15 protein-coding genes are annotated in these 16,237 nt (G+C 60.8%); 6 read left to right on the top strand and 9 right to left on the bottom strand.

Going from position 1 to position 16,237, the window contains the following annotated elements; genetic code table 11:
- Positions 1–98 precede the first annotated feature (98 nt).
- The 4 genes from BKN05_RS07615 to BKN05_RS07600 are packed head-to-tail and all read right to left on the bottom strand — an operon-like array spanning position 99 to position 3,763.
- Positions 99–1,148 (bottom strand): sulfite exporter TauE/SafE family protein, encoded by a 1,050-nt coding sequence (locus BKN05_RS07615; protein WP_286688337.1) that lies wholly within the window; start codon positions 1,146–1,148, stop codon positions 99–101.
- Positions 1,142–1,828: a sirohydrochlorin chelatase gene (locus BKN05_RS07610; protein WP_286688336.1), complete on the bottom strand. Its 687-nt coding sequence runs from the start codon at positions 1,826–1,828 to the stop codon at positions 1,142–1,144. Before BKN05_RS07610 ends, BKN05_RS07615 begins: the two co-directional genes overlap by 7 nt.
- Before the next feature lie 10 nt (positions 1,829–1,838).
- The gene (locus BKN05_RS07605; protein ID WP_284811607.1) at positions 1,839–2,090 is read right to left on the bottom strand and encodes a hypothetical protein; all 252 of its coding nucleotides are present in this window, start codon (positions 2,088–2,090) and stop codon (positions 1,839–1,841) included.
- A complete protein-coding gene (locus BKN05_RS07600; protein ID WP_286688335.1) occupies positions 2,087–3,763 on the bottom strand; it encodes a nitrite/sulfite reductase in 1,677 nt (558 codons plus the stop codon). The genes BKN05_RS07605 and BKN05_RS07600 overlap by 4 nt, the downstream gene beginning before the upstream one ends.
- A gap of 251 nt (positions 3,764–4,014) precedes the next feature.
- Here BKN05_RS07600 and BKN05_RS07595 point away from each other — a divergent pair, with 251 nt between their 5' ends.
- Complete coding sequence (locus tag BKN05_RS07595) at positions 4,015–5,370, top strand: FAD-dependent oxidoreductase (protein ID WP_286688334.1); 1,356 nt, start codon at positions 4,015–4,017, stop codon at positions 5,368–5,370.
- Here BKN05_RS07595 and BKN05_RS07590 read toward each other — a convergent pair.
- Positions 5,367–6,734: a phosphomannomutase/phosphoglucomutase gene (locus tag BKN05_RS07590; RefSeq protein ID WP_286688333.1), complete on the bottom strand. Its 1,368-nt coding sequence runs from the start codon at positions 6,732–6,734 to the stop codon at positions 5,367–5,369. The genes BKN05_RS07595 and BKN05_RS07590 overlap by 4 nt on opposite strands.
- Positions 6,735–6,788: 54 nt before the next feature.
- Positions 6,789–7,256 (bottom strand): DUF3499 domain-containing protein, encoded by a 468-nt coding sequence (locus BKN05_RS07585; RefSeq protein WP_150850639.1) that lies wholly within the window; start codon positions 7,254–7,256, stop codon positions 6,789–6,791.
- A gap of 96 nt (positions 7,257–7,352) precedes the next feature.
- On the opposite strand from BKN05_RS07585, the gene BKN05_RS07580 reads away from it, so the two are divergent.
- On the top strand, positions 7,353–7,823 hold the full coding sequence (locus BKN05_RS07580; RefSeq protein WP_286688332.1) for a metallopeptidase family protein: 471 nt from the start codon (positions 7,353–7,355) through the stop codon (positions 7,821–7,823).
- A gap of 82 nt (positions 7,824–7,905) precedes the next feature.
- On the opposite strand, the gene BKN05_RS07575 is transcribed toward BKN05_RS07580, so the two are convergent.
- The 3 genes from BKN05_RS07575 to BKN05_RS07565 form a co-directional block, all read right to left on the bottom strand.
- Positions 7,906–8,154, bottom strand: coding sequence for a WhiB family transcriptional regulator (locus tag BKN05_RS07575; RefSeq protein ID WP_005528147.1), 249 nt, complete (start codon positions 8,152–8,154; stop codon positions 7,906–7,908).
- Between the two features lie 566 nt (positions 8,155–8,720).
- Entirely contained in the window at positions 8,721–9,815 is a 1,095-nt protein-coding gene (gene manB, locus BKN05_RS07570; protein ID WP_179387501.1) for a mannose-1-phosphate guanylyltransferase, read from the bottom strand.
- Positions 9,816–9,916: 101 nt separating this feature from the next.
- Entirely contained in the window at positions 9,917–10,816 is a 900-nt protein-coding gene (locus tag BKN05_RS07565) for a glycosyltransferase family 2 protein (protein ID WP_286688331.1), read from the bottom strand.
- A 124-nt stretch (positions 10,817–10,940) separates the two neighbouring features.
- Between BKN05_RS07565 and BKN05_RS07560 the strand changes: the two genes are divergently transcribed.
- The 4 genes from BKN05_RS07560 (at position 10,941) to BKN05_RS07545 (ending at position 15,937) form a co-directional block, all read left to right on the top strand.
- Positions 10,941–12,572, top strand: a complete 1,632-nt coding sequence (locus BKN05_RS07560; protein WP_286688330.1) for an LCP family protein — start codon at positions 10,941–10,943, stop codon at positions 12,570–12,572.
- A gap of 25 nt (positions 12,573–12,597) precedes the next feature.
- A complete protein-coding gene (locus BKN05_RS07555) occupies positions 12,598–13,260 on the top strand; it encodes a TIGR03089 family protein (RefSeq protein ID WP_198492650.1) in 663 nt (220 codons plus the stop codon).
- Between the two features lie 45 nt (positions 13,261–13,305).
- The gene (locus BKN05_RS07550) at positions 13,306–14,043 is read left to right on the top strand and encodes a sulfite exporter TauE/SafE family protein (RefSeq protein ID WP_198492649.1); all 738 of its coding nucleotides are present in this window, start codon (positions 13,306–13,308) and stop codon (positions 14,041–14,043) included.
- 502 nt (positions 14,044–14,545) lie between these two features.
- Positions 14,546–15,937, top strand: coding sequence for a hypothetical protein (locus BKN05_RS07545; protein WP_049378742.1), 1,392 nt, complete (start codon positions 14,546–14,548; stop codon positions 15,935–15,937).
- Positions 15,938–16,237: the final 300 nt, after the last annotated feature.

The raw sequence follows: 16,237 nt of genomic DNA, 5'->3' as shown, positions 1-16,237 counted from the left end.
CTCGAGACCTGGGTGGCCGGGGCCAACCTATGGCCGTGTTCTCCCTCGGCAGGGCCACCATTCGCCCTTTATTGTGGCCAAAGGTCGCGGTGAAAGCACTACGTCCGGTCCGCGGCGGGGCTTTCAGGCGCCTTGTCCTGCACGATGGCGACGCCGGACCGGCGCGAACCGTGGTCGCGACAGGCTGCGGCGACGCGCTCCGGATAATCAGGCGCATGGAAATCAGCATGGGCGGCTTCCTCGGCGTTTTCGGCTTCCAATTCCGCCGCACGTGCACGCCTGGTGCGCAGCGCGCCACGGATGGTGGCGGCCACACCAGCAGCGACCACGACGGCGACGACCGCCGGGGTGATTGCTGAAGGCACTGCCCAGCCGAAGTACGTCTTGGCGCCACCAATGACCTTGCTGATATTGAGGCCCACGATGGCCGTGCCGACGAGTCCGCCGAGCAAGACGGGGTTGATGCGGGAGATAAGCCACGCGGCGATGGGCGCGGTGATGGCGCCACCGATGAGCAGGGCGATGACTGCGGCTAAGTTGGCGACGATATCGTGCCAGAGCCCGACGATAAAGCCTGCGGTAGCGCCAAAGGTCACTAGGAACTCAGCGGCATTGACCGTACCCACAATGCGGCGCGGCTGCTCGCGGCCGATGGCCATGAGTGTTGAGGTCGACACCGGACCCCAGCCGCCGCCACCGGTGGAATCGACGAATCCGCCCACAAGGCCAAGGCCGGCGAGAAACGACGTGGAGTGGGTGCGCTTATAGGCGGAGCCACGGCGGCGCGGTTGGGAGAAACGCCAAATGAGGTTGGCACCGATGCCGACCAAGATGAGTGCGGTCACCGGCGCGGCCGCCGCGGTGGAGATATTCGACAGCAACGTAGCGCCCAAAAAGGCCGCGATCCCGCCCGGCACGCCCAGTCGGACCACGGTTTTCCAGTCCACGTTGCCGAAGCGCGCGTGGCTCAATCCGGAGATGGCCGTGGTGCCTAGCTCGGCGGTATGGACGACGGCCGAGGCCTGCGCGGGACCGAGGCCCGCCAGCAACAACATCGTGGTAGAGGTGACGCCGAAGCCCATGTCGATTCCACCGTCCACGAGGTTTGCGGCCGCACCGGCGAGCGCGATGAGGATGAGGGCTAACATGGCGCGAACACCTCCTGTGCGACGCCGCGGGCGTGGTGAAAGCGATCTGCGACGAGGCCCGCGAGGTCGGTGCCTAGCGGACGGTCGACGGTCGCGGGTACGCCCGCCAACCGGTCCAGGAGCAGGCCTTCGGTCACGAAGAGCGGGATCACGCGTACACGGGCGGGGTCTTTATACTCGCGGCACAGGGACACAATCCCTTCGCGGCCACCGCGGGTGGCGAACTCCACCGAGATGGGCACGCCGGTGAGCGCGAAGGTGCGGTGGGCGAGCTCACGGATGGCATCATTCGCCGTGGAATCGGAGGAACCAACGGAATAGATGACCACATGGGCATCGCCAGGCCGGGTACGGGAGGCGAGCACGCGGGCGAGGTCCTCGCCGGTGCCGAGGCCTGCGGCGAGGTGGAGGGAAAGGTGGGAGGTTTTGGAGGCGTCGGCAAGCGCGCGCGGGACGTCCACGCGCTGGTGGTAGCCCTGGGTAAAAAGCAGCGGAACTACCACGGCCTCGGTCTCCCCTAGCTGGGCGAGCTCGAGCGCGGCCGTGGTGAGGTCGGGCTCGTTGAATTCCAGGTGCGCCGCGCGGGCTGGGCGCAGACCCGCGGCCTGGGTCAGGCGCTCAATGCCGGCCGCGGCGCCTGGGTGCCGCGAACCGTGGGACAGGGTAATAAGTGCGGGCATGGAGACATCCTTAAGCCTTCGGCGCCGTGGAGTGTCCGCGGCGGGTAAGCGAGCGCTTTAGGGCCTCATTGGATGACACAGCCGGTGCGGGGGCTACCGGGGCATCGTCTTGGCCGTGAAAGCGCACGGAGAAAATCCGCAGGCATTCCTGGCACTTCCAGGCAAAGTCATCTTCCTCATCCGGGAAGAGGTCGGTGCCGGCGCAATAAGGGCAGAAGCTGGGATGGTTGCGGTTGGGGTTGGGCTGGCGGCGAAAATTCACTGCAAGTCCTCCTCCTTGGCACGCAAGACCCAGTGGCGGAATTGCTCGCCTTCCTCGCGCTGTTCTTTGTATTTATTGACCAAGCGAATGACGTACTCGGGCACCTCATCGGCGACGACCTTGTGGCCGCGCAGCTTGCGGCCCCAGTCCGGGGACAAGCCAAGGGCGCCGCCCAGGTGGACCTGGAAGCCCTCGACGCGGTTGCCCTCGGAATCGGTAACAATCTGGCCCTTCAGGCCGATGTCCGATACCTGCGAACGCGCACAGGCGTTGGGGCAGCCGTTGAGCGCGATGGAAATCGGCACGTCCAAATCGCCCAAGGTGTCTTCCAGGATGTCGACCAACTCGATGGCGCGGGCCTTCGTGGTCACGTGCGCGAGCTTGCAGAACTCCAGACCGGTGCAGGAGATGACGCCGCGGCGGAATTCGGACGGCTGGGAGTACAGGCCGGTCTCATCGAGCGCGCGGGAGAGCGCCGGAATGTCTTCTTCCTCCACATCAAGGAAGAGCAATTCCTTCATCGGGGTGGTGCGAATGCGGCTGATGCCGAATTTCTCGGCCACGTCCGCAATGGCGATGAGCTGCTCGCCGGTGGCGTGTCCCACGGTAGGCTTTACGCCAACGTAGAACTTGCCGTCTTTCTGGCGGTGCACGCCCAAGTGATCGCGGGAGCCGGGCTCGACCTCCAGCGGGATGCCATCCAGCAGTGGCTTATCCAGGTATTCTTCCTCCAGCACTTGGCGGAAATTTTCGATGCCCCACTTGGCTACCAAGAACTTCAAGCGGGCACGGTTGCGATTGCGGCGGAAGCCGTAGTCACGGAAGATACCGACCACGCCGGCCCAGACCTCTGGCACGCGCTCTAAGGGAACCCACGCGCCGAGGGACTGCGAGAGCATCGGGTTGGTGGACAGGCCGCCGCCAACGAAGCAATCGAATCCCGGACCGTACTCTGGGTGTTTCACGCCCACGAAGGCAACGTCTTGAATCTCGTGGGTAACGTCTTGGCGAGCGTTGCCGGAAATAGCGGTCTTGAATTTGCGCGGTAGGTTATGGAATTCCTCGCGCGGCAGGTAGTTATTCTTGATTTCTTCGATGGCTGGGGTGGCATCGATAATTTCGTCCTCGGCCACGCCGGCAACCGGAGAGCCCAAAATGACGCGCGGCACGTCGCCGCAGCCCATGAGCGTGCTCAAACCTACCGACTCGAGCTTGTCCCAAATGGTGGGCACATCCTCGATTTGAATCCAGTGCAGCTGGATATTCTGGCGGTCAGTAAAGTCCGCCGTGGAGCGGGCATAATCGCGCGAGATCTCACCGACGGCGCGCAGCTTGGCAGGATCGGCACGGCCGCCGTCGAAGCGCACGCGCATCATGAAGTACTCGTCTTGCAGTTCCGCGTTAGACAGCTTGGAGGTCATCTCGCCGCCCAAGTTCTGGTTGCGCTGAGTATAAAGGCCCAACCACTTGAAGCGAGGGGCTAAGTCATCAGCTGGGATAGAGGAAAATCCCTGCTTGGAATAGATATCGATGACGCGCTGCTTGGCAGAAAGCCCACCGTCTTCCTGCTTAATTACCTCATCGTTATTGAGGGGCTCGGTGCCGTCAATCTTCCATTGGCCTTCGGGCTTCTTGGCGCGGGGCGTGCGCTTGATACTAGTCGCGGTGGTCATGGTGTAGATCTCAACCTGCCTTTCCAAAGTATTGAAAGACAACCTACCCGTCTAAATTGGGTAGACAAAGCGGTCTTTTTTATTTTCAAGTAAAAATCGCCCTGAACTGGCCAAAAGGGAGACTATTTTTAGAATCTAATTCAACTCCTTGCCGCAACCTAGACTAAACGGTTCAATTGCCAGAAAGATAAGCCACAAAAATGAACCTAGCGGTCTAGACCCCGCGATTAAGAGAAAGGCATTCACGCAGCATGAATCAGCCCTTGAAGGTAGCCGTCATCGGCGCAGGTCCGGCCGGCATCTATGCCTCCGATATCCTGGTGAAAAAGACCGGGGGCGAGGTACAGATTGACCTCATCGAGCAGATGCCCGCGCCCTTCGGCCTCATCCGCTATGGCGTGGCGCCGGACCATCCGCGCATTAAGGGCATTATCAAGTCCCTGCACCGCGTGCTCGATACCGAGCAGATTCGCCTGTTGACCAACGTGCACATCGGCCGTGACATCACCGTGGACGAGCTGCAGCAGCATTACGATGCCGTGGTCTTTGCCACCGGCGCCGTGGGCGACCGCCACCGCGATATCCCTGGCGCGGACTTGGACGGCGTGCATGGCGCCGGTGAGTTCGTGGGCTTCTACGATGGCAACCCGCGCTTCGAGCGCGACTGGGATCTCTCCGCCAAGGAGGTGGCAGTCATTGGCGTGGGCAATGTGGGACTGGACGTCTCCCGCATCTTGGCCAAGACCGGCGATGAGCTCAAGGTCACCGAGATCCCCGATAATGTCTACGAGTCCCTGGCCAAGAACCAAGCAGAGACCGTGCGCGTCTTCGGCCGCCGCGGCCCGGCGCAGGCCAAGTTCACTCCGCAGGAGCTCAAGGAGCTGGACCATTCTGAGTCCATTAATGTTGTGGTCTCCCCCGAGGACATCGACTATGACGAAGCCTCGCTGGCCGCGCGCCAGGAGAGCAAGTCCACCGACTTGGTGTGCCAGGTGCTCGAGCAGTATGCCATCCGCGATCCCAAGGAGGCGCCACACACCCTGCAGATCCACCTCTTTGAGCAGCCGGTAGAGATCTTGGGCGAGGACGGCAAGGTCAGCGGCATCAAGACCGAGCGCACCGCGCTCAACGGCGATGGCAGCGTGCACGGCACCGGCAAATTCACCGAATGGCCGGTGCAGGCAGTCTACTTCGCCACCGGCTACCGCTCCGATGCGGTCGATGGCGTGCCCTTTAACCAAGAGAAGAACGTCATCAATAATGACGGTGGCCATGTCATTGATGAGTCCGGCGCGGTAGTGCCTAGCCTCTACACCACCGGGTGGATTAAGCGTGGCCCGGTGGGTTTGATTGGCAATACCAAGTCCGATGCCACGGAAACGATTGGCATGCTGCTTGCCGACGCCGCCTCTGGCGCCCTCCCCTCCCCCTCCAGCGCTGCGGATATCACCGAAGTCTTTGCCGAGCGCGGTATCGATTATCTGACGTGGCAGGATTGGCAGCGCTTGGACGCGGCCGAGCGCGCCCTAGGCGAGCGCGAGGGCCGCGAGCGTAAGAAGTTTGTGGAGTGGGAGGACATGGTCTCCCACTCGCGCGCCGAAGTTTAGCGGCGAATGATGGCAAGGACCTCGTCGACGATGGACTGCACCTCGTCGGCGGTCTTTGCCTCTACATTGAGGCGCAGCAGCGGCTCCGTATTGGACGCGCGCACGTTGAACCATGCCTCGGTTTCCTTGAGCTCGACGGTCACTCCATCGAGCTCATCGACGGACTCAATCTTATCCGCCAGCTCATCCAGTACTGCCTGGGTAGCGGCCTTCTGGTCCTCCACGGTGGAGTTGATCTCGCCGGAGGCCTCGTAGCGGGAGTATTCCGCCATGAGCTCGCTCAGCGGCTTATCGGACTGGCCCAGAGCGGCCAGCACGTGCATCGCCGCAAGCATGCCGGAATCGGCGTTCCAGAACTCCTGGAAGTAGTAGTGCGCGGAGTGCTCGCCACCGAAGGCGGCCTGATGCTCGGCCATCTGCGCCTTGATGAAGGAGTGGCCCACGCGGGTGCGCACCGGGGTGCCGCCCTTTTCCTTAATGAGCTCCGGCACGGTCTTGGAGGTAATCAGGTTGTGGATAATGGTAGCGCCGGGGAACTTCTCTAGGTAGCGCTCCGCCACCAGTGCACAGATGGCAGACGGAGAAACCGGCTGGCCCTTTTCATCCACCACGAAGCAGCGGTCCGCATCACCGTCGAAGGCCAAGCCAATATCGGCCTTCTGATCCACGGTGAACTTCTGCAGGTCTACGAGGTTCTTTGGATCCAACGGGTTCGCCTCGTGGTTCGGGAAAGTGCCATCGAGCTCGAAGTACAAATCGCGGACGTCGAAAGGCAAGCCCTTGAAGACGGCCGGCACGGTGTGGCCACCCATGCCGTTGGCGGCATCGACAGCTACGACAAGCGGCTTGGACTCCTCCAGCGGCACCAGCTTGCGCAGGAAGTCGGCGTAACCGGCAAGAATCTCCTGCTCGGCAATTGCGCCCTCGGTGCCGGTGAACTCCGGGGTGCCGTCGATAAGCATCTGCTTAATCTGCTCCAAGCCGGTCTCCTGGCCCACCGGTACCGCGCCGGCGCGGCAGAGCTTAATGCCGTTGTACTTGGCCGGGTTATGAGAGGCGGTAAACATAGCACCCGCACACTTCAAGGAACCGGCGGCGTAGTAGAGCTCGTCGGTAGAGGTTAGTCCCAGCAGGGTCACGTTGAGGCCCTGCGAGGTCACACCCTCAGCAAAAGCGCGCGCCAGAGACGGCGAGGACGGGCGCATATCGTGGCCGACTGCTACGGTATTTTCGCCTTCTTCCCGCAGGATGGCGGCAAACGCGGCGCCCGTATCGCGCACGAAGTTCTCATCGATATCTTCGCCCACCACGCCACGGACGTCATAGGCCTTAATTACTGCATCAAGATGCTCACGAGTTCGCATAACCTGCAATAGTACTCCCGCCCGCTAGGAAACTACCGCACCACAGGGTCCGTGTCAGTCCTGTTCCGGTTCCGCGGGCGTCGTTTCATCGGGCACGACCGAAAGGTGCGCGCGGCGCGCCTTTTTGGCATAAGCCACGCGGCGGGTGCGAAAGACCGGGTGATTCGAATTGGCAGGGTCCGCTCCATCAAAGGTCGCGGAATAGTCGATAGGGTCTGCACCGGAGCCGGCGCTGCGGTCATCGACCAAGCCGGTGGTCACGCGGCCGTCTTCCTTGACTGCCTCTGCCAGGGCCATCAGGTCATCTTCCTCATCCAGCTCGATGCGGTCCACACGCACCAGCTCCCAACCCACCGGGGCTGAGATGCGGTCGCGGTGGGTGGCGCACAGATCCCAGCTGTGTGGGTTTTCCTCTTCTGCCAGCGGTCCAACGACGGCCGTCTGGTCCGCGTAAGCGTAGGTCAATGTCGCCACGGCGGGGCGGCCGCAGCCTGGGCGGGAGCAATGGCGAGAAATAGTCACAGCGCATAAGTCTAAACCCTTAGTTGAGATTTAGATAGTCTTCGCCCCGGCGTGGCTCCGCTAAATCCAGCCCGCCAGCGCCTTAGAATCAGGGTCATGACCGCCGCTCGCCCGCATATCCGCCCCGCCCGCGACCGCCACGGCCACGGCATGCGCGGACCTCTCCTTCCCCAGCAAACCCCGCGCTACCGCAGCGCGCGCGAGCACTTCGACATGGCCGTATTGGAGGCCTATGCCCCCATCCAAAACGCCTTCGCGCCACAATTGCGGGGCCTCGACTTGGCTGTAGACACCATCCCGCGCATGCGGCTTTCGCCCGATATGACCGTGCTACCGGATGAGATTATCGCCGATGGTCCAGTTCCCCTCGGCCGCGTGGTTCCCGCCGGCGTAGATTCCGAGGGCCAGCCCACCCGCGCACGCTTGGTCATTTTCCGCATGCCCATCGAGCAACGTGCTTCTACCCCGCCCGAGCGCTCCGAGCTCCTGGGCACCGTTATTACCGCGCTGGTGGCCAACTACCTCAACTTGGACCCCGAAGAAGTGGACCCGCGCTATAGCTGGTAGCCCCCGGTAAATTTCGCGGCGCAGCAGAAAAGCCCCTGGCCGCACATTGCGTGCTAGCCGGGGGCCTTACTGGACACCTTAATTATCCAATCTCACGTTTGAGGCGGCGGCGCTCACGGTCCGATAGCCCGCCCCAAATACCGAAGCGCTCATCGTGCTCCAGCGCGTACTCCAAGCATTCATCGCGCACCGCGCAGGCCTGGCAGATGCGCTTGGCCTCACGGGTAGAGCCTCCCTTTTCAGGGAAGAACGCTTCAGGGTCGGTCTGCGCGCACAGCGCCTGGTCCTGCCACTCCTGCTCGACGGCACCGAAGAGTTCATCGAGCGACATCTCTGCAGCAGCACCGCCACGGAGAATGGCGTTGTTATTAGCCATTTTGTCCACGCCTTTTCCTTTCTCCGAGGTTGGGTAATTCTCATCAGTGCGACCGACTGTACACCACATTCTCCTTGGGTAGCCCCGCCGGGATGGTGTGGAAGTAACGGCGCCGGCCGCTGTTTCTTTCACTGATGTAATTTCACACCGGATCACTAAATATCGTCAACCCGAATTGGCGGCTTCTTCGCGCTTTCCGGCAAAAACGCAGCACACGATCCCCATCCGTCACATCTGTAACAACTGATCCCCCGTGGGGGTGTAGGCAGGGGGTACTACATGTAGTGGTACCCTGTTTTTCTGTCAACAATTTTCAGAAAATCCCGGCGTGTCGCGCGCACAACCCCGCAAAGAAGGGATCCATGCACTTCAGATCTGTGCAGAGTTCGCATCATGTCGGCCGGTGCGAACAGGCGGGCTCGGTGGCCCCATAAAAAGAGAGGCCGAACCGAGGCTCCATTGTCCTCAGTTCGGCCTATGTCAGCTGGACCTAGTGCAGTGCCCAGACCGCTGCACAAGCGTTAAGCATCGGAGCTAAAACGCACGCCGGCATCAGGGATGGAAACGCCGGGGAAGACACGCATGCCGTCGAGAAGCTCGCAGCGTGCGCCGATGTGGGCGCCTTCACCAATGACACAGTTCTCAATGACCGCGTTGGCGCCAATGTGGGCGCCGGAGGCAATGATCGAGTTGTGGATGATGGCGCCTGGCTCAATGCGTACGCCGTCGAAGACAACGGTGCCCTCTAGGCGGGAACCCGCGCCCACCTCGGAGCCACGGCCCACGGCGGTACCGGACAGCAGCAGCACGCCACCGGCGATACCGGCGGAGGGATCCACCAAGGACTCGCCGGTCTTGCCCTCAATCAGCGGGGACGGCGCGATGCCGCGCACCAGGTCAGAGGAACCGCGGGTGAAGTCATCTGGGCGACCCATGTCGCGCCAGTAGGAGTTGTCTACGTGGCCGACAACCAAGCGGCCTTCAGCCAAGAGCCCTGGGAAGGTTTCGCGTTCCACGGAAACAACGCGGTTGGCCGGAATGGACTCGATGACGGAACGCTTGAATACATAGCAACCGGCGTTGATCTGGTTGGTTGGCGGATCCTCGGTCTTTTCTAGAAACGCGGTGACTCGGCCGTTAGAGTCGGTCGGCACGCAACCAAACGCACGCGGGTCAGCCACGTTGAGCAGGTGCATAGTGACATCGGCGTCCTTGTCATGGTGCGTGGTGAGGATCCCTTCCAGATCCATGCCGGAGAGCACGTCGCCATTGAAGACCATGACCGTGTCATTGCGCAGTTTGTCGTAGACGTTACGGATGCCGCCGCCGGTGCCGAGCGCGGTCTCTTCCACCACGTACTCGATCTCCAAGCCCAGATCGGAGCCATCACCGAAGTACTCCTCAAAGACCTCGGCCTTATAGGAGGTAGACATGACGACGTGCTCAATGCCGGCGGCCTTGATGCGGGCGAGCAGGTGCTGCAGGAACGGGTAGTTTGCCGTCGGCAGCATCGGCTTCGGCGTACCGATGGTTAGTGGGCGCAGGCGGGTGCCGCGGCCGCCGACGAGAATCACTGCATCCGTGCTGGCACCGTGGGTGGTGGCTGCTTCAGTCATAGTCTTCCTTATGTATGCGGACAGTTTTATTCTGTGATTTTCTGAGGGCCAGTGTAGAGCGTATGGCGCGCAATCCAGGTCAACGGCACGCGCACTGGACCTTAAGAACGCGCCGAAGCCGAGGCAATAAGTCCGCGGACTCGCAGCCCCAACCACAACGCGCCGCGCAGTGGGGCCTGCCACCATGCAGGATGGCGGTCTGCCTGAAAGCGATAGGCGGAGTTGTGGTGGGCGCGCAGCATCGCGCCGGCGTGCGCTTGGGTGGAATGCCCCTTAGCGTGGCTGATGACGGCCTCCGGGCAGAAGATGTTCTGGTAGCCGGCGCGCGTGAAGCGATCTCCTAGATCCACGTCTTCGAGGTACATGAAATAACGCTCATCAAACCCGCCGATGGTTTCGAAGGCCTCCCAGCGCACAAGAAGGCAGGAACCGGATAGCCATCCGGCCGGGCGCTGGGCGGTCATATCGGCTTCATCGCGGTAAGCGCGCGACCATGGATTGGAGGGCCAGATCGAAGAAAAGAGTGCGTGCCCAATGCCGGTAGCCACGGTGGGCACGGCGCGGGCAGAGGGATAATTGCTGCCATCCGGTTCCACGATGCGCGGGCCCACGGCCGCAGCATCCGGCCACTGGCGAGCGCACTCGATGAGCTGGTCAATAGATCCCGGGGTAAAGGTGACATCGGGATTAGAGATAAGGAAAAATTCCTCATCCACGCCACCGCGCTCGCGGGCGAAGCGGGCACCCGCATTCATGCCAGCGCCGTAGCCGATATTTCCGCCGGTATCGAGAAAGTCCGCCCCGGCACGCTCGCGGGCAGCGGCCTCGGGCACGCCGTCGGTGGAGCCATTATCCGCAAGCACGACCTTGGTGCCGCGAGCGCAGGCGCCCGGCAGGGAGTCCAAAAAACTACCGAGGTATTCACCGGGACTATAGGTCACGGTGATCACGGCCAGCGGGGATTGATTTGGTGTAGTCACAATGGCCCCGAGCTTAGTCACTGGCGCTCCTCGCACGGGGCAGGGACACTACCCGAACACGCGAAATCGGACACGGATCACTAATTTTTGCCCGTTCTGCCCTAAACTGTCTCCAGATCCCCACCAATCTAGAAAGCCTCCACTTGTGACTTCTGAGAACACTCGCCAGGCGCGCACCATCCAGCCGGCGCCCTCTGCCGCTAGTGCGGTAAAGCAAAAAGGTTCCACGGCCATCAAGGCGATCGTGGCACTCCTGTCTGCCTTGATCCTGGTGGTATCTGGCGTGGGTTATGCCACCGTGGGCCGGCTGGATAATGGCATGTCTTCGGCCACGGACTTGTCCCTGGACGGCCAGGGCTTGTCGGGTAACTCGCTCGATGGCGCAGTGGATATCTTGCTGGTGGGCAAGGATTCGCGTACCGACGCCAAAGGCGATCCCCTCTCTGAGAAGGAATTGGCGGACCTGCACGCCGGCGTGGCCGATGGTGAGGAAAATACCGACACCATGATGCTCATCCGCGTTCCGGAGGACGGTTCCCGCGCTACCGCCGTATCCATTCCGCGCGATACCTATGTCAAGGATCCGGACTACGGCAATATGAAGATGAATGCTGTCTTCGCCTCCCATAAGAACGCCAAAGTGGAAGAGCTCGAGCAGGAAAATGCCGAGGCGGAGGCTAAGGGCAAAAAGAAGCCGCACTCGGATAAGGACATCGAAAAGCAGGGCGTCGAAGCCGGCCGCGAAGGGCTTCTGGCCATGGTGCGCACTCTGACTGGTGTGTCCATCGATCACTACGCCGAGGTAGGCCTGTTGGGCTTTACCCTGCTAACCGACGCCGTCGATGGCGTAGATGTCTGCCTCAACGATGATGTTGATGATGACATGTCTGGCGCTAAGTTCAGCAAGGGCAAGCAGACCCTCGACGGCGCCAAGGCGCTAGCCTTCGTGCGCCAGCGCTATAACCTCCCGCGCGGCGACCTCGACCGCATCGTGCGCCAGCAGGCCTACATGGCGTCCCTGGTCAATAAGATCCTGGACAATGACACCCTGGCTAATCCTTCCAAGCTGTCCAAGATTGCCAAGGCTGTGGAGCGTTCCGTGGTCATCGATGATGGCTGGGACATCATGGGCTTTGTTACCCAGCTGGCCGGCCTTGCCGGCGGCAATGTCACATTCACCACCATCCCGGTTACCTCCATCGACGGCCAGAGCGATTATGGCGAATCCATCGTCACGATCGATGCCGCCGAAGTCCACCGCTTCATGGATGACCTGGCCAAGCCCCACGATGAAGCCACCGATGAGTCCAAGGCCGAAGATAAGGACAAGCAAGAAAAGGCGGACAAGGACAAAGACGTCGATCCGAATATCAATATTCACGTCCTCAACGCCGGCAATATTGATGGCTTGGCATCAGGCATCGGCTCCTGGCTGGAAGGCAAGGGCTACACGGTGGAGCGCTCCGCGAACGCGCAGCCGGGCATCTACAGCGAGTCGCAGGTCGTCGCCGCCGATCCGACGAGCGAGGATGCTAAGGCCCTGGCCAAGAAGCTGGGTGGGTTGCCGGTGGCAGAGAATCCGCAGCTCGACGATGACACCCTCATCGTGGTTGCTACCGATGATTACCAGGGACCTTCCGATAAGGAAGCTAGCGACCAGGAGCCGGAGGCGGATAAGTCCAGCCAGCCGGTAGGCACCCCGGGCGATGACTTCGGTACCGCTAAGGTCTCCCCGGAGATTGACGCTGGTGGCGACGGCCCGCGCTGCGTGAACTAGCACTTCTTCCCTACGATGGGCGGGTATGGAACTACTCGCCCATCTTTTGCGTGCCGACGCTGCCTCCCCGCGGCTTACCGTATACAACGAGGCGACCGGCGCGCGCATGGATTTTTCCGCGCAAACGCTCGACAATTGGGTGGCCAAGATTGCCAATATGTTGGAAGAAGAGCTCGACCTAGAGGCGGATTCCACCATCGCTATCGATCTTCCTTCCTCGTGGCAGGCGGCCGTTGTAGCCTTGGGTGCCCTTGCGTCTGGCCCTTCCTATACCTTTGGCGAATCTGCCCCGCTTGCCGACGTCGTCTTTACCTCCCCCTCCCGCTACGCGGCCGCCCACGAGCGCCAGCCCCAAGCCGACATCGTGCTCATTAGCGAGGACCCCTTTGGCCGCGGCGTCGTCGAGTCCGGCGGGGAGCTGCCCACCGGTGCCATCGATTTTGGACCCACCGTGCGCTTCTACGGCGATCAGTACTTCGGCGAAACCCAACCACTGCCCCGGCTTGTCGATGCCCCCGCTACCGCCGAGCGCCTGCTTTCTACCGGCTGGTCCGATAATGAGTCTTTCTCCCGTGCCGTGCTCGAGCCCCTAGCCGCTGGCGGTTCCGCGGTCATCGTTGCCGGCATGTGCCCGGCCGAACGCTTGGAGGAAATCGCCGCCAATGAAAAGGCCACCGCCCGCCTCTAATAGTTTCAGAATGCAGACTGGGCCCAGATACACTTAGCCCTCGTTATGTTTCTGGGAATCTCTGTAGACGCATGGTCCTCTATCTTCATCGGCGTCCTCATCCTCGCTGGCACCATTACTCAAGGCACCATCGGTTTTGGCTTAGGCACCATTGCCACGCCCATAATCGCGCTCATTCGTCCTGAGCTCGTGCCCACGCTCATTCTGCTGCTCGCGCTGTGCATTTCCAGTTATACGCTCGCGCGCACCTACCGCGAGACGTCCTGGCGCGTCGTCGGCATCTCTTCCCTCGCCCGCATTCCCGGTTCCCTAGTGGGCGCTTGGGCAATTGCCAGCCTCTCTCCTGATGGGCTGTCCATCTTTATCGGTTGTGCCGTACTTTTTGCTATGACGCTATCCAGCTTGGGATGGAGCCCTCGCCCCACCACCGTCAATACGCTCATCGCTGGCGTAGTCTCCGGCATCCTGGGCACCTCGACCTCCATCGGCGGCCCGCCCATGGCGCTGATCATGAAGCGCTTTGCCCCCAACCGCACACGCGGCACCTTAGCGGGCACCTTTGTCCTCGGAACCTTAATTTCTCTTATAATTCTGACGTTTAATGGGCAGATCAGCGGCACCCAGGTCACCACCGCGGCGGCCTATTTCCCCTTAGTCGTCATTGGGCTCATTGCCGCCAACTACCTCAACCGATTTATAGATAGGCATCTTCTCAACCGTATCGTCATCACCGTGGCCATCGCTGCGGCCCTCATGCTGATTGTCGAATCGGCCCTATTCTAGCCTCGGACCCTACCCCCTCAGCGGAAAGCCCCGGCAGGTTCTAGCTGCGAAACGGGCCAACCTCTGCCATGTAAACACCTATAACTTACGTCACGTAACATTCATGACAAAGCATTTTATAACCCTTCCCTACCCGCTTAAATGCAGCGTACGACGCATATTGTGACGTGTCCACAACTTTTCGTCAGGTCCCTAAACCCCTCCCAGAGGCCACCCAAACACCCCCAGATAGGGGCCGAACCCCTCCGTGTCGATTCTCTATTGTATAGACAATCATTCATCAATATTTTTTCACGCACTATCAGCCGCTTAGCGGGAGCAAACACCAATAAACAGCTTGGCCTATATAAAAATACCCACCCACCGGCGTGGCAAATATATAGACATCTAAGAGATGAATTAATTCTGAGCCTGTTTTAGCGTTTTCTTAGCGCAACATCGAGAGTTGCTGGATTTCATTCATAAGTTCATTCATTTTCTACCTACCTAGGAGAAGTTCTATATGTCGATTCGTCGTCGCATGACCGGCCTGACCGCCGGCCTCATCGTCGCCGGCACCGCATTCGCGGCACCGCTGGCTGGCGCAGCTACCCAGACTGAGTCCTACCCGGAGACCCCGGCCCTGAACCCGGACCTGCCAATCATCCACACCACCCACGGTTCCGACCACATGAAGGCGAATATCCTGAACCCTCGCCCGGTATGTAACCCGTGGGAGGACCACCGCACCGTGGTCTACAAGGTCTCCGACCGCTTCCTGCCGGCCGGCACCATCTCCACCACCAACCAGACCAAGAAGGACATCCCGCTGCAGCAGGATCTGTCCAAGTCTCAGTCCATCTCCCTTTCTGTCAACGGTGACCGCACCGAGACCACGTCCATGAACCTGGGCGGCAAGGGCTCCAAGAAGGGCGCTGAAGGCTCCTTCGGCATCTCTCACGAGATCGCTACCAAGATTGGTGCTAGCGCTTCCTACTCCCTGTCTTGGGATGCTGGCCAGTCCATCGGACCTTACGACGTTCCGCCAAACCACACCGGTGAAGCCACCTACGGCTTCCGCGTGCTGAACATGACTGGTACCCAGCAGTACTGCAAGCCAAACGGCACCTGGTCCACCCCGACTGCCTGGAACGCAATGCAGCCGGTAAAGAACGAGGTTCGCGTCAAGCTGTACGACAAGCTGTCTGACTCCTACGCTCCCAACAAGGACGCTCAGAACACCACCGACGTCAATGACCCGAAGGTCGTTGAAGAGGACAAGAACCTCGAGGCTGACGCAGAGGTAGTCAAGGAGTCCGAGGGCAACGCCAAGGAAGCAACCGAGAAGGTCTCTGAAGCAGAGGGCAAGAACGAAGAGGCTGCTGACAAGAAGAAGCAGGAAGAGGTTGACGCCAAGGAGGACAAGAAGGACTCCAAGCACAAGCTCGACCTCGAGCCTTACCTGACCGTTTCCGGCGCTAAGCACGCTGGCTTCGCAGGCACCGTTGCCCTGCGCGCTAAGAACGTTGGCTCCGAGCGTTACTACGGCGAGTTCCCAGCTACCCAGTTCCGCGTGGACGTGAAGACCGCTAAGGGACCGAAGGGCGTTGACCGCCTCATCACCCCGCGTTCCTCCAACGGCGCTCACATCCGTGACCTGGGCTTCAACGAGAAGACCTCCACCCGCTCCTTCGAGGTAACCCTGGCTAACCCGATTAACGCTGGCGAAGAGGCCCGCATCGCCAACCTGGACTTCGGAGATGGCAAGACCAAGGAAGGCCGCCTCATCAACAACATCGAGGTAACCCAGACTTCCCGCATCAAGGGTGATGACTCCAAGCACAACGACCAGAACGTTGACTCCCGCGAACACACCCTGAAGGACACCGGCAAGAAGGCTGAGGGTCTGTTCTAAGAACGCCCCACTTCTGCCCTAGGAACATAGTTTCCTAGCCAGTCTCATCCAGAAGGCCGCTGCACCACTGATGGTGTGGCGGCCTTCTTCTTGTTCATTTCCTTTTACAAGGCAACACATATTGTCTGCGGCGCTATCTGGCTCAGTTTTCGCCCCCTACGGTCGCGTCTAGGCTCTGCAGCTGTAGGTTATGGGCAGACCCGGGTTAAGCGACAAAATGTGTGTCCGGAATCGTTGATTTTCATGCTCTGAACTCCGCGTTTGCGGAAAATATATGCTCCAAAAGCATATATTGGCCCT

The organism is Corynebacterium sp. S5S1 (assembly GCF_001913985.1).
Lineage (GTDB): Bacteria > Actinomycetota > Actinomycetes > Mycobacteriales > Mycobacteriaceae > Corynebacterium > Corynebacterium marquesiae.
The sequence above is the reverse complement of the archived record's forward strand: the minus strand, read 5'-3'. Positions and strand labels throughout refer to the sequence as shown.

What these genes read in the sequence shown, in the direction of transcription:
- BKN05_RS07615 (WP_286688337.1), bottom strand. Translation starts at nt 1,148, where the DNA reads ATGTTAGCCCTCATCCTCATCGCGCTCGCCGGTGCGGCCGCAAACCTC.
- BKN05_RS07610 (WP_286688336.1), bottom strand. Translation starts at nt 1,828, where the DNA reads ATGCCCGCACTTATTACCCTGTCCCACGGTTCGCGGCACCCAGGCGCC.
- BKN05_RS07600 (WP_286688335.1), bottom strand. Translation starts at nt 3,763, where the DNA reads ATGACCACCGCGACTAGTATCAAGCGCACGCCCCGCGCCAAGAAGCCC.
- BKN05_RS07595 (WP_286688334.1), top strand. Translation starts at nt 4,015, where the DNA reads ATGAATCAGCCCTTGAAGGTAGCCGTCATCGGCGCAGGTCCGGCCGGC.
- BKN05_RS07590 (WP_286688333.1), bottom strand. Translation starts at nt 6,734, where the DNA reads ATGCGAACTCGTGAGCATCTTGATGCAGTAATTAAGGCCTATGACGTC.
- BKN05_RS07580 (WP_286688332.1), top strand. Translation starts at nt 7,353, where the DNA reads ATGACCGCCGCTCGCCCGCATATCCGCCCCGCCCGCGACCGCCACGGC.
- BKN05_RS07575 (WP_005528147.1), bottom strand. Translation starts at nt 8,154, where the DNA reads ATGTCGCTCGATGAACTCTTCGGTGCCGTCGAGCAGGAGTGGCAGGAC.
- manB (WP_179387501.1), bottom strand. Translation starts at nt 9,815, where the DNA reads ATGACTGAAGCAGCCACCACCCACGGTGCCAGCACGGATGCAGTGATT.
- BKN05_RS07555 (WP_198492650.1), top strand. Translation starts at nt 12,598, where the DNA reads ATGGAACTACTCGCCCATCTTTTGCGTGCCGACGCTGCCTCCCCGCGG.
- BKN05_RS07550 (WP_198492649.1), top strand. Translation starts at nt 13,306, where the DNA reads ATGTTTCTGGGAATCTCTGTAGACGCATGGTCCTCTATCTTCATCGGC.
- BKN05_RS07545 (WP_049378742.1), top strand. Translation starts at nt 14,546, where the DNA reads ATGTCGATTCGTCGTCGCATGACCGGCCTGACCGCCGGCCTCATCGTC.